We start from the raw sequence: 13,921 nt of genomic DNA on the forward strand, positions 1-13,921 counted from the left end.
TGACGGAGAGTAAAACCCCGTTTTTGTTAAGGTTTCTGATGTCCGATTCATTTAGTCAATTCCGATTTTTTGTTGAAGGTTAACCATGGTTCCGCGCTTTGTGCATATGGCTGTCCCACAGCTCTTAGACAAACCCCGGCAGATACGCCTGTTCCGGCGCACCCCGTATGCGGCCGGGCGGTTTGGCTGTCCCATAGGAATCCAGCAAGGCGGGCAGGTTCCACCGGCGCCAAAGCACCGCGCGCACAACAGTGAACTGCCGCTTGAAGCTGTGCTCCCATCCGTGCATGAACGCGAGGCAGCGCATCAGCAGGTGGACCAGCAGCCCCATCCAGATCTGCCAGCGCACGGCGTTGGCGCTGTAGCCCAGGAAGTCGGAGAGTTGGAGCGTCTGCTTGATCTCCTTGAAGAACACCTCGATGTCCCAGCGGCAACGGTAGAGTTCGGCGACCGTCCACGCGCTCCACTCCAGGTGATTGGTGATGAAGGCGATTTCGACATCCTTGCCGTTAATCTCGACCAGCGCCACGACCCGGCGCAACTCGCACGGATAGGCTTTCTTCGATGCTTCGACCACCATCTCGATGACCTCGTCGCGCAGGATGCGCTTGTGCCCGGTGGTTTCGAGGGTGCGCACCACCTTGTACTGCATGTTGTCCTTCGCCCGGCCAACCCACCAGACACCGCGCACCGTCAGCTCGAAAAGATGCTTGAACTTGTTGTAGGCCTTGTCGAACACGGCGATTTCACCGGGTTTGAGCTCGGCGCACAGGCTTTGGGTCATCGTGCTGTCATGGTGCTTCGCCGTGTCGATGATGGCGCACCGGGGCAGGAAGCTTTGCAGGTCGAGGCGCAGGTGGCACTTGGCCGCAGCCTTGCGGCGGCGATGCTTCGCCCAGTCCATGCAGTTGGCGACGAGCTGGATCGTGGTCGAGTCCAGCGCATGGATCGTCTTGCTGAAGCGCCGGAGGTATCCGCGCCGAACCTTGCCCTTCGCGAAGCCCGGGACTGTATCCATCAGATGCTTCATCATGCACCAGTAGAGCTCTTCGGCCATGTCCGCGTTGCGGATCTTGTTCGCGTGGCTCAGGTTGTTACGCGACGGAGGAACCGCGCCGCGGATGGTAGAGAGCGCCGCCGCGTTCATCTGGAGCGCGTCGCACACATCGTTGAGTCCGAGTGCATGGGAGAAGTGGGCGTACAGCAAAGAAACCACATGGCTCCACGGCGTGTACGTCCGGCTTTGAATGTCCACGCCATGCTTCTGCGCAAGGCTCGACACCATGTGTCCGGGAATCAGATTGCACAATTGTTTCAAGGTTGTATACCTATGTCCGGCTGGCTTGTGTTTATGTTGTTTTTTCATACCCTCCGAGTGGAGGATTTCAACGGCACATGCCAGCCTTTTTTTTCAATATCTATGGGATGACAATGTTTTCATTTCTTTCTCCATTTATGCAGTTTCTATTCAACGAAACTGTCCTTAAGACAGTCTCGATGCAATAAATCATAGTACACATCAGCCCGGCAGCGTGCCATCGCACGTCTGTGCGATGCCCGGCACACTGACGAGCCTGCGGTTTTTACTCGCTCAGCCTAAAGAACAGCTGGTCTTCGGAGCCGATGGCATTGGTCACTGGCGATGCCGCGCCCGAAACCGCTACGCCCCAGTTCGGGTACGCAAGGTTTGCATTGGTCAGCACATCGTAGGTCGCTGAACCTTCCCAAGAGAACACCAGGTCGCTACCGGAAACGTCGAGAGCGAGATCAGGAACACCTGCATTAGCCACGGATACGATGATGTTGAAATCGACATTTACAACGCCCCAGCTAAATGAACTGGTTGCCAAGGGGTCGGGAGCATCTGCAGATATGTAAAGCGACCCCGTACCGACAGAGAGCGTTCCGGATTCCAGATTAGGTCCGTTCCAATCAAAGCCTAGCAAACCGGTGCCTTCTCCAAAGACCGTTTGATGGGAATGGCCACTGGTTTCTTCCAACCGGGCTGAATAGAAACCGGCCGGAACCGCACTGCCGACTTGGGTTGCATCCGTGAGGGATACCGCCATGTTTTCAACCATAAATTCCAGAGTTGCGCCATCGGCCATATTCCCGCCCACGGAAAAACGGTCCCCGCCAGCAATACCAACGACCTCGTTCGTTGTGCCAATTATCGCAGACGCCTGATCGCTGCTGGTATTCGCCGCCTCGGTTCCGGCATCGGTTATTGAGCCGATCCAGCCCTTGACGCGCACATCAAAGGTCACCGTGTCGTTGGCGGTATCGCCGTCATAGTCCGCGCCGGTATAGGCGACTGAATACACATAATCGTTACTCACAGCAACGCCTGTAACCGTCAGGTTGCTGGTGCTGCCGGCAACCATCAACGTATTGGAAACTGTGTCCGCATTAAGATCCATAAAGGAAACCGTCGTCCCGTCCGGCAGAACAGAAATGAATACCGTGGCCGCATCGCTGACGTTTACCCCGTCACTGACGGTGAAGGTAAAGCTGTCATCTCCGATAAAGTCCTCTGCCGGGGTATAGAGCACATCCGGCATGGCACTTTCGTCCAGTGAGCCGTTGGCCGGATAATCCACGACCTCAAAAACCAGGTTGCTACCTTCGGGATCACTGCCGGTCAGCGTAATCACAACGTTCGTTCCTGCTTCGGCGGCCACGTGTTGTGAATCAGCGTTGGGAACATAGTTCGTTACGGCAATCGAAACGGTGGCCGCATCACTTTCAGTCAGGCCATCAAAGACTGAGAACGTAAAGCTGTCAGCCCCCTCATACCCCGGATCCGGAGTGTAGGTCAGGTTCGGAAGCGCGCCGTTTGTCGCCAACGACCCATTGACCGGCTGAGAAAGCACAGTATACGTCAGGTTACTGGGACCATTATCCGGATCACTGCCGCTCAGCATAATATCCACAGCACCATCCGGTAATACGCTCACACTTTGCGCCGTGGCGGTCGGCAGCTCATTCGTCACTGAAATTGAAATGGTGGCCGGAGTGCTGTTACTCAAACCATCGAAGACCGAGAACGTAAAGCTGTCCGCTCCTTCATACCCTGTAGTAGGCGTATAGATCAGGTCCGGAAGCGCGCCGTTCGTCGCAAGCGTCCCGTTCACCGGCGAACTCAGCACGATATAGGTCAGGTTGCTGGGGCCGTCTTCATCGGCACCGCTCAGCGTGATATCCAAACCGGTGTCGGGCTGCATCTGCAGATCCTGTGCCGCGGCGACAGGCGCGTCATTCAGCGCCACCGTAATTGAAATGGTCGCGGTGCTACTGGTAGCGACTCCGTCGGCAACCGTGAACGTAAAGTGGTCAGGGCCTTCATAACCTCCTGTCGGTGTGTAGAGAACGTCCGGAATAGAACTGACATCCAGCGTGCCGTTGGTCGGCATATCGACCACTTCATAAACCAGGGTACTGCCCTCCGGATCGTGACCGGTCAGCGTGATTTCCTGCGGGGTATCGGGGTATACCTTCAAACTTTGGGAATCAGCGGTAGGAACCGCATTCCCGAGCGCAGTCAGCGACACCGAATTGATTCTCTTATCGCCCGCATCATCCCGGCCGTAAGCGACAAAATGATAGGTTTTGCTGAAATCAAATACCGCGATATTGCCGGAGCCTTGACTCACACCACCCAGCGACCACGACCAGTCCGCTCCACCGGCGCCGTCGTTTTCAATTCGTATAACAACATTGGTATCGGCATTCAACGGAAGCTCGGGGCCGTCATACAGGTTCGTAGATGAAACACCGTCTGTAAACGTAAGGTCTCCGATATCGGTGGTTATCCCCACACTATACGTAGAGGACTCCGTAAACGGATTCATACCGCCGTACGTGCTGAAATCCGTATCAGTGCTGATCAGACCCAACGCAATTTTGCTCGAATTGCCGTAACTACTATTCAAATAACTTACGGTAAGTTCAAAACCTTCGGCGGACTGAAACCCATTTTCGGAATAGGTCAATGCTCTTTCCCCATGAGCAGTTCCGGTACCCGTGACATATTGAAGGTTTCCATCATCAGCCCAGGACTTTGTCCCATAAATGGTCCTGTTGCCCAACCCGCCGCCGACACCGTTTGTGTTGACGCCAAGCCCGTCATTATCGAAGTTGTCCTGGTAGACAATCGCCGCCTGTACGACTCCAGCCAGCAAACAAATGCAACATGCAACCAGTCCCTTTTTCATGTCTAACTCCTCCGTTTATGTTTATGAACACTCCGAAAAAACACCCGCTTTTCCAGATTTCGAAAAAAAAGGTACGCTCCCGAGCGCCCGCGTGGCTATCGCACGTTTGTGCGATATGACCAACCCCCTGTAAATCTGCTTTTATTTCAGAGGTTTTAAATTATAGTTTTTTTAGTTATTCATGGATCCGACACACCGATAAACGAAAAAAGGAAACTGAATCGAAAACATGCACCGATACCTCAACGGATTCATCTTCTTCCTGCTGGTAGGACTCCTCGCGCCAGCAGTCGCGATGCCCCATCCGGAGTCCCTGTCGCTCACCGAACTCAAACAGCGACTGGAGGAGATCGAGGCCGAACTCGCCCATCTGGCCAGCTACAGCCTGCGCGGCGGATCAGGTTCTGTTGGCTACACCTCCGTCCCGCACGAAATACCCGATAAAAAAGAATGGGTCCGCATTGAGCTGGGCGAAGCGCACCCCATCGATCAGATCGTTCTGGTGCCCTGCATCAAACGCAACCCCGGCACCGGGCTCGAAGCCGAAGGGTTCCCGGTCAACTTCCGTATTCTGGCAGGCACCGAACACACCACAAACGTGGTAGCCGCTTTCACGGCAGAAGATCAGTTACTGCCGCGCATTGCCCCGTTGGCGGTATCCGCCCACGCGCTAAACGCATCATGGATTGCCGTGGAGGCCACGCTCCTCTCCAAACGCGACTGGGACGGCCGCTATGCCCTGTTCTTCTCCGAAATCCTCGCATTCAGCGGCCTGGATAACGTAGCCCTCCAGAAACCCGTGCAGGCTTCGTCATCCAGACAGGCTCTTGGCTGGGACAAACAGTTTCTTGTAGACGGATTCATCCCTTATCTCATGGACTCTTCCTCGGAAGCAAAAAGTCAGGCAGTCACCTTTCGAGTCGACGACCAATCATCCCCCATGGCCATAACGATCGATCTGGAGACCCCCCAACCCATCAGCCATGTTAACCTGCATATGGCAGACCTGAGCCGCACCATTCCGCAAACCGCCCCCAGCGACTATGCCGTACCCCGCCGTCTACGTGTTACCGGGGGCAATCAGGCAGACTTCTCAGATCAAACCCTCCTGTTCGAATACCAGCTAAAGTCAGTCTACGATGCCGGCCCCGTCATTCCCCGGCGCTTCCCGGAAGCGGTCTGCCGTTATGTTCAGTTTCAACTACTAGAGCTCCACTTGCACAACTTTCCCGGCAGGAGGCCGTTCGTCGTAGCTTTTGCCGAGATCGAGATCTTATCCGAAGGACGAAACGCCGCACTCGGCAAACCGGTCGCCACATCCGGCCTTTCACGACCTCCACGAGATCCAGGACGACTCACAGACGGGAGGAACTTTTTCGGAAAAATCCTGTCCATGCGGGACTGGATGAACCAGCTGGCACGGCGCCACGATCTCGAAACCGAACGCCCCCTGATTCAAGCCGCAATGGACCTCCGCTATGAGCGACAAAAAACCAACCTGACTCGCATGTACTGGCTGGTCGCCCTGCTTGCAGCCGCCATCGGTTTCGCACTGCTGATCGAACGCATGATTCACCGAAACCAGCTCGAAAAAATGCGCAGCCGCTTCGCCGCTGACCTTCACGACGAACTCGGTGCCAACCTCCACGCCATCGGACTGTTGGGCGATCTGGCCAAAGAAACGGTCCATTCGCCGGACGAGCTCATCCAAACCGTCGACAAAATCCGCGCAATCACAGAACGATCCGGCAAAGCCGCCCGCCACTGTGCCGATATTTATGCAGCCCAGCTCTGCGGAGCCTTGAAGCAGGACATGCAAAAGACAGCCCAGCGCATCCTGGCCGATATTGACTACGATCTGGCCATCCAAGGCGAAGAACAGCTGCAAACCCTCAAGCCGCGCACCCGGGCAGACCTCTTTCTGTTCTACAAGGAAAGCCTTGTCAACGTCAGCCGCCACTCCGGCGCCACACGATGCAACATCCGCCTTACCTCCGAAAACCGCTACATCACCCTGATCATTTCCGACAATGGGCGCGGGCACTCGGGCGATGCACCCTCGTCCCTGAAACGCCGTGCCCGCTTATTGAAAGCCAAATTTGAACTCGCCTCGGTCGATGACGGCGGCACAACCATCACCCTGCGGCTACGCCACCGTAAAATCCGAAATCTAAATCTCAAAGCGCGAAACTAAATGGGAAACAAACCAATGACCACACCCATAAATATCATGCTCGTCGAAGACAATGCCGTATACCGAGAGGTTCTCGAAATGGCCATTACGCGCGACCCAAACCTGGAATTGACCGACAAAGTCGGCACCGCCGAACGCGCGTTGCAACATCTTCAGCCCTCGGTCGGGCAAAAAACCCCTGACCTCATCTTGCTCGATCTAAGCCTACCTGGCATGTCCGGTCTGGAGGCCATCCCATGGATCAAAAAATATGTTCCCAACACGAAAATCATCATCCTGACCCAATCCGAGAACGAGGCCGATATCATAAATGCTATTACACAGGGGGTCTCCGGCTATCTGCTCAAGTCCGCCACGGTTCAACAAATCAAGGAGGGCATTCAAACGGTTATGAGCGGCGGATCCCCGCTGGATCCCGCCGTCGCAAAATATATTTTAAACACCTTCAAAGCGCCCACATCAAACCGACCCGAAAGCACACCGCATACAGACGGGGAAGAAGACACTCCGCTTACAGATCGAGAAGAAGAAATCCTCTCTCTGCTCAGCCAAGGACTCGTCAAAAAAGAAATCGCAGAAAAACTCAACATCAGCTACTTCACCGTCTCCACCCACGTCCGCCACATCTACGAAAAACTCGAAGTCCCCAACGCCCCCGCCGCCATATCTAAGGCTTACAAAACCGGCATCTTTGGTTCGCATGATTAGAGTATATACCCTCTATTTGTATAACCTGCCTGCGTCATCAACAAAGGCATGGGCCAAACAAGCTCCAGCCATTTTTTACGGACGAATCCACATGCAATGACCGCCGCCCGGTGCGATTGTGACTGGAATGGAATCGCCCTTTTTCGCGGTGGTCTTTTTGACCTGATAGAGTTCACGACGCGTTTGCTGCGGCTTCAACTCGGTCTTTTGTGCACGGGCTTCGCGCTTATTCATCGGCCCGATATATTCATAATGCGCATCGGGTGCATCTTCGTAGAGCGTCGCGTCATACGTGATGCCCTCTTCAAGGAAGTCCAGCGTGATGCTGGTTTTTCGCCCCTGCTCATCGGCCAATGCGCCCACAAACCACGCGTCTCCGGCCTTGCGGGCCAGCGTGATATATTTTCCGATTTCCGCTTCGAGCACTTTTGTTTCGTCCCAGTTCATCGGCAGCTGGCCGATAAACTCAAACAAGTCCGCTTTGCGGCGGTAGGCATCCGGCATATCCGGCAGCGTCACAAGACCACTGGGGAACAGCAGGCACTGCGCCGTCTGGGAAACCACGGTCGAGGGAATCTGACGGTGGCATTTTTCACGCGCAATATAGGAATCCAGACATTGTCATCCCATAGATATTGAAAAAAAAGGCTGGCATGTGCCGTTGAAATCCTCCACTCGGAGGGTATGAAAAAACAACATAAACACAAGCCAGCCGGACATAGGTATACAACCTTGAAACAATTGTGCAATCTGATTCCCGGACACATGGTGTCGAGCCTTGCGCAGAAGCATGGCGTGGACATTCAAAGCCGGACGTACACGCCGTGGAGCCATGTGGTTTCTTTGCTGTACGCCCACTTCTCCCATGCACTCGGACTCAACGATGTGTGCGACGCGCTCCAGATGAACGCGGCGGCGCTCTCTACCATCCGCGGCGCGGTTCCTCCGTCGCGTAACAACCTGAGCCACGCGAACAAGATCCGCAACGCGGACATGGCCGAAGAGCTCTACTGGTGCATGATGAAGCATCTGATGGATACAGTCCCGGGCTTCGCGAAGGGCAAGGTTCGGCGCGGATACCTCCGGCGCTTCAGCAAGACGATCCATGCGCTGGACTCGACCACGATCCAGCTCGTCGCCAACTGCATGGACTGGGCGAAGCATCGCCGCCGCAAGGCTGCGGCCAAGTGCCACCTGCGCCTCGACCTGCAAAGCTTCCTGCCCCGGTGCGCCATCATCGACACGGCGAAGCACCATGACAGCACGATGACCCAAAGCCTGTGCGCCGAGCTCAAACCCGGTGAAATCGCCGTGTTCGACAAGGCCTACAACAAGTTCAAGCATCTTTTCGAGCTGACGGTGCGCGGTGTCTGGTGGGTTGGCCGGGCGAAGGACAACATGCAGTACAAGGTGGTGCGCACCCTCGAAACCACCGGGCACAAGCGCATCCTGCGCGACGAGGTCATCGAGATGGTGGTCGAAGCATCGAAGAAAGCCTATCCGTGCGAGTTGCGCCGGGTCGTGGCGCTGGTCGAGATTAACGGCAAGGATGTCGAAATCGCCTTCATCACCAATCACCTGGAGTGGAGCGCGTGGACGGTCGCCGAACTCTACCGTTGCCGCTGGGACATCGAGGTGTTCTTCAAGGATATCAAGCAGACGCTCCAACTCTCCGACTTCCTGGGCTACAGCGCCAACGCCGTGCGCTGGCAGATCTGGATGGGGCTGCTGGTCCACCTGCTGATGCGCTGCCTCGCGTTCATGCACGGATGGGAGCACAGCTTCAAGCGGCAGTTCACTGTTGTGCGCGCGGTGCTTTGGCGCCGGTGGAACCTGCCCGCCTTGCTGGATTCCTATGGGACAGCCAAACCGCCCGGCCGCATACGGGGTGCGCCGGAACAGGCGTATCTGCCGGGGTTTGTCTAAGAGCTGTGGGACAGCCATATGCACAAAGCGCGGAACCATGGTTAACCTTCAACAAAAAATCGGAATTGACTAAATGAATCGGACATCAGAAACCTTAACAAAAACGGGGTTTTACTCTCCGTCAGCACCACCTATGGGATGAATGTGGAATCCAGATCATACATGCCGCAACTGCGGTCCACGGGCCCGGCGAGTCCGAACACAAACAGGTTGTTGATGACCCGGCTGGGGGTCGCCGACGGCCGCGTTGCAGAATCCAGCATGCTGTTTACATATTCGTAGGAGAGAATATTCGGCCAGGTCCGCTCCACCCCGCTCGGCTTCTCCGATTCATGCACGACATACAGGATGTGATACTCGGCACATTTCTTTGCGACCGCATGGCTGAACTCATTTTTCGTACGACTGCCGCCGCCCAGGAACCCGTGCTTAATCCCGACCACACCCCACTTTTTGTAGACCGCAAACGTTTCATCGAGGTCGTACTTCGCAAGCGCCTTTGTATTGACGTACAGCCAGATCCCCACGCCCTTCGCCCTCGCGTGCGCACAGATCTTTTCGATATCAATGTCAGGAATCGCGGTCTTCGGATCCGACTTCGCATCCCGCTCCGGGCCATACCACTCCGCATCCAGCATCAAATACTCCACCCCGGTCTCGGCGGCAAAATCAATAAAACGAATGTAGCTTTCCGTGTTCAGGCCATACACGAATCCATCGTCGGCATGGGCCCCGTGCACACGCCAGTCCCACAACGTCACACCTGGCTTGATCCACGAGGGGTCTTCCAGCTCGCACGGTTTGTTCAGATTAACCAGCAACGACGATGCGATCAATCCCCCCGGCTTCTGTGCAATCTGAATCGTCCGCCAGGGCGTCACCGAACCGCCGGCCGTTTTCATATTGCTCAGAACCGTCAGCGTATTCCCGTTCAGGCTCAGCCCGTCTTCATCGGAATGGACCACGGCCGCTTCATGGACCGAAATGCAGGCCTGGTCGGAAAGCTTCACGGTAAACGGCGTGCGGATCCGTGCCGGCTTGGACTCCTGCCGCACATTTTTTGAAATCTTCCCGTCCCCGGGCTCCCACGTATTCAGATCCACCGCATCCGAAACAAGCACCTGACTCAACGGAAACCAGGCCGTCGGTTTTTCAGAAACCAAGGCAACCTCCGTCGCCTCATGAGCGTAGAATTCATCACTGAAACGTCCAGACGCTGGAAGTTGGTAACGAATGGCGATTCCGTCGTCATAGGCTCTGCAAATGATCGTCTGGGCGGAGGGCCCCTCAACCTTCAGCCGAACTTCGTTATAGTGATCGCGAATTTCGCTATAGCTGCCCCAGACCGGCTTCCAGGTTTCATCGCCCGAAGAACGGGTGATTTCAGCCACCTCAAGATTTGCCGCCGCATCGGGCTTCAGCCCCAACGCCGACTTGGCGATAATGGGTTCACCGTTCAAGTTCACGGAATAGGTCGGATGGCCCGCTTCTGTCAGGAGCATGACTTCTATTTGTCCGCCGGGAGAACGCAATGTTTCCCCGGCACTCACACCGGCGCACACGAAATACATCGCGATGCCTAATGATGGTCGCAGTAATTGCATAGGTTTCCTTACTTTTCAGGGTCTTCCGCCCAGAACCAGGCCTGCTCAGGGGTGGATTTCAGATCAGTATCCCAACGTAACGGTTTCTGGAGACGGGAACATCCTAATTTTATGCGATACAGCAGCCGATCGACCGGGATGGGCCACCGATCGACACCAATCAACACGTTTGGAAATCATCAACCATCCCGTGATCGTCCACCGGCGCTACTCCGGAAACGCGAGCGTCCCGCGTCATTTTTTCTTCACACCTCGCATGAAATTAATGCTTGCTATATCATTGCCTTGATCCGGACCGGCGGTGCTGCGGCCTCGCGTCACATCCGATTCCAGTTGTGCAAGCAGGCGTTCGGCGACTTCAGGATGGCTTTTGTAGAGGTTGTTCTGTTCGCCGGGATCGGCTTCCATATCGTAGAGTTGCGCCGGGGAATCATCCGTCATTTGTTCCTTGGTCCACCCGCCGGATCCTTTGGTCAGCAGTAGCTTCCATTTTCCTGAACGGTAAGCAAATTGGCCACTGATGGAATGGTGAACCACCCCCTTGCGGGAGGAGGCAATCGGCTGCCCCTTAAGCGCGGGCGCAAAACTGACGCTGTCTTCGCCAGCGGTTGCAGGCAGCTGGGTGTCGGTCAGCTCGGCGCAGGTGGCCATCAGGTCGGTCAGGCAAATGACTTCATCACAGGACGTTCCGGCTTTAACTCCCGCCGGCCATCGAACAATGAACGGCACGCGGTGTCCGCCGTCCCAGATATCCGATTTGGAGCCGCGGTAATGCGCGTTGGGGTAATGGCCCAGCTTCTTTAAGAAATCAAGCCCCCCTTTGTCACCCTTGGCACCATCGCAAACCTTCGAGCAACCGTTGTCGCTGGTAACAATGATCATTGTATTGCCAGCCAACCCCGAGGCATCCACCGCCGCTGTGATCTGGGCCACCACGGCATCGGTGTGCATCACAAAGTCGGCGTACACGCCTAGTTCGCTTTTTCCCTGCCACGGCTCCGTCGGGAGAATTGGTGCGTGTGGAGAAGTTAGCGGAACATACAGGAAGAACGGCTTGCCCGCTGTTTGCTGCCGGATGTATTCAACCGATTTGTCGCCGATCACATCCAAGGTATCGATCGCCTCGAAATCGGCATGAGCCGCACCATCACGGTGGAAGGCTTTCATGGTCGTGCACTCGCCGACAAAGCGGTCGTTTTCGATGTAGATATAGGGCGGCATATCGAGCGATGCGGCAATGCCGTACCAATAGTCGAACCCAAGATCGACGGGGCCTCCGGTAATACGCGCCTTCCAATCAACACTATCGACTCCCCCCTTCATGCCTTTGGTAGGCTTTCCATCGGGGCTGCGTAGCCCCAGGCCCAGGTGCCATTTGCCGACCATGCCGGTGTTGTAGCCCTGTTCCTTGAGGAAGCCGGCGACCGTCAGGCGGTCCGGGGCAATCAGCGGCTGGCTAAATCCCCACAGCACACTTTTTTGCAATTTCGAGCGCCAGTTGTAGCGGCCGGTCAGGATGCCATAGCGGGTCGGCGTGCAGACCGAAGAGCTCGAATGCGCATCGGTGAACACCATGCCCTGCGCCGCCAGCCGATCCATTCCCGGGGTTGGAATTTTGCCCTGCTTCGGATTCAGGCACTGCACATCGCCGTAGCCCAGATCGTCGGCCAGGATATAAATGATATTTGGCTTTTCAGAGGCGGCCCATGCCGCCGCCCCGCTAAAGCAAACCAGCGTTAGCCATACGGCTTTCAATTTGGTGTTCATTATTATCTGGCTCCTTTAACGGCCTGGGGCAATGCGTGTTTCCCGGCATCCTTGTTGGTTTTAATTTCGGTGTGGCGCTTGCTCCGGGTGGTGTACCAGTGATACTTGCCCTTCGCATCCGGATCTGCCACCACCGGTGCATCGTATTCCACCGCAATAACGGTATTTCTTTCATCCGGGGCGTTCTTCGGAACTTCGATCGTTGTGATGTGGCTATCGGCGTCGTACTTAACCGGCAGGGGCTTGCGTTCGGCATCCGCCAGGAAGTAGGCCTTGGCTGGCTTGCCGGCGATGCCATTGAATGCAATGCCTTCGGGCTGCCACTCCAGCACGTGCAGAAAAACGGTCTGGTCTTTTTGGGTCATCGCCCCCCACAAGAAATCGAAATCAACCGGGGAATAGGTCGTGCCATAGATCGACTCGCCATTCGCCTGCAGCCATTCACCCACGTTCCCAAGGCGCTCGATCTCCTCCGTCAGCAAGGTGCCTTCCGGTGTCGGCCCCACGTTGAGCAGGAGGTTGACCCCCCGGGCGCCGCACAGCGCCAGGAATTCGATGATGTCTTTGTCGCTCTTCCACGCATCGTCGGTGCGGTCATAACCCCAGTTGTGGCGCATGGTCATGCAGGTTTCGGTGTCTTCCGTCATGCGCTTCGCGGGCAGCATGCGGTCGGGAAGCGAATTGAAGTCGGCATACTTTTGTTCCTCCACGGGCACCCTGCGGCTGTAGAGGCGGCTGCAGATTACGGCATTGGGCTGCAGCTCGCGCACCCGGGCTCCCTGCGCATTGGCCTCGATCAGATCATTGCCCCCGGTATCAAACCACAAAACGGACATTTCGCCATAGTTGGACAGCAGCTCATCCAGATTCTTCTCGACCAGTTTAAGATATTCCTCCGTCGACAGGGTTCCGGGATTTCCCTTTCCCCGGCTACGGTGGTACCAGTCCTTGAACTGGGAATAATAGACCCCGAATTTAATCCCCTGCCTTGCACACTCTTCGGAGAGTTCCTTGATGATATCGCGCTTGAACGGCGAGGCTTCCATCACGTTATAGTCGGTGGCCTTGGTCTCGAACAGGCAGAAGCCTTCATGGTGCTTGGAGGTGATGACCATGTATTTCATCCCGGCATCCTTGGCAATCGACACCCATTTGGCGGCATCGAATTCCGTGGGATTGAATTGCGGAGCCAATGTGTCGCGGTATTCCTTGCCCGGAATCTTGGCGCTGTTCATTACCCACTCCGCGCTGGCGCCGCCCTGCTCCTTGCCATAGTCCTTGCCCTTCCATTCGCCGCCGGCGATCGAATAGAGCCCCCAGTGGATAAACATGCCGTAGCGCGCATCGCGCCACCACTCCATGTGGGAATCGCCGGTAGCGTCCGCCACCCCCGCCAAAGGCTTCAAGGTCAGTAACGCGAGAATAATCAACAGGTTTTTATGCTTCATGTGTATTTCCTTGTTATCAGTAGTTTTTACGATTTTATTTTCCGTAAAGTCAATCAGGCT

The 13,921-nt window shown here is 55.8% G+C and carries 9 protein-coding genes; 3 read left to right on the forward strand and 6 right to left on the reverse strand.

All coding sequences use genetic code 11. The annotated features are described in order from the left end of the window. Window positions 1-124: 124 nt before the first annotated feature. Window positions 125-1,366 (reverse strand): IS4 family transposase, encoded by a 1,242-nt coding sequence (locus E9954_RS08375; RefSeq protein ID WP_136077916.1) that lies wholly within the window; start codon window positions 1,364-1,366, stop codon window positions 125-127. A gap of 217 nt (window positions 1,367-1,583) precedes the next feature. Further along, window positions 1,584-4,214, reverse strand: a complete 2,631-nt coding sequence (locus E9954_RS08380) for an Ig-like domain-containing protein (RefSeq protein WP_136078745.1) — start codon at window positions 4,212-4,214, stop codon at window positions 1,584-1,586. Window positions 4,215-4,443: 229 nt separating this feature from the next. On the opposite strand from E9954_RS08380, the gene E9954_RS08385 reads away from it, so the two are divergent. Further along, entirely contained in the window at window positions 4,444-6,408 is a 1,965-nt protein-coding gene (locus tag E9954_RS08385) for a sensor histidine kinase (protein WP_136078746.1), read from the forward strand. A gap of 15 nt (window positions 6,409-6,423) precedes the next feature. Continuing rightward, window positions 6,424-7,116, forward strand: coding sequence for a response regulator (locus E9954_RS08390; RefSeq protein ID WP_136078747.1), 693 nt, complete (start codon window positions 6,424-6,426; stop codon window positions 7,114-7,116). Window positions 7,117-7,191: 75 nt separating this feature from the next. On the opposite strand, the gene E9954_RS08395 is transcribed toward E9954_RS08390, so the two are convergent. Next, window positions 7,192-7,680, reverse strand: a complete 489-nt coding sequence (locus E9954_RS08395; RefSeq protein ID WP_136078748.1) for a glycoside hydrolase family 97 C-terminal domain-containing protein — start codon at window positions 7,678-7,680, stop codon at window positions 7,192-7,194. A gap of 120 nt (window positions 7,681-7,800) precedes the next feature. On the opposite strand from E9954_RS08395, the gene E9954_RS08400 reads away from it, so the two are divergent. Beyond that, window positions 7,801-9,042 carry an IS4 family transposase gene (locus tag E9954_RS08400; protein WP_136078749.1) on the forward strand — a complete coding sequence of 414 codons (1,242 nt, stop codon included), beginning with the start codon at window positions 7,801-7,803 and terminating at the stop codon, window positions 9,040-9,042. 131 nt (window positions 9,043-9,173) lie between these two features. On the opposite strand, the gene E9954_RS08405 is transcribed toward E9954_RS08400, so the two are convergent. From E9954_RS08405 to E9954_RS08415, 3 genes are all read right to left on the reverse strand, one after another. After that, the gene (locus E9954_RS08405) at window positions 9,174-10,646 is read right to left on the reverse strand and encodes a glycoside hydrolase family 97 catalytic domain-containing protein (RefSeq protein ID WP_136078750.1); all 1,473 of its coding nucleotides are present in this window, start codon (window positions 10,644-10,646) and stop codon (window positions 9,174-9,176) included. A 234-nt stretch (window positions 10,647-10,880) separates the two neighbouring features. After that, window positions 10,881-12,413 (reverse strand): sulfatase family protein, encoded by a 1,533-nt coding sequence (locus tag E9954_RS08410; protein WP_136078751.1) that lies wholly within the window; start codon window positions 12,411-12,413, stop codon window positions 10,881-10,883. Window positions 12,414-12,415: 2 nt separating this feature from the next. Next, window positions 12,416-13,861, reverse strand: coding sequence for an alpha-L-fucosidase (locus E9954_RS08415; protein ID WP_136078752.1), 1,446 nt, complete (start codon window positions 13,859-13,861; stop codon window positions 12,416-12,418). Window positions 13,862-13,921: the final 60 nt, after the last annotated feature.

The organism is Pontiella desulfatans, from assembly GCF_900890425.1.
GTDB lineage: Bacteria > Verrucomicrobiota > Kiritimatiellia > Kiritimatiellales > Pontiellaceae > Pontiella > Pontiella desulfatans.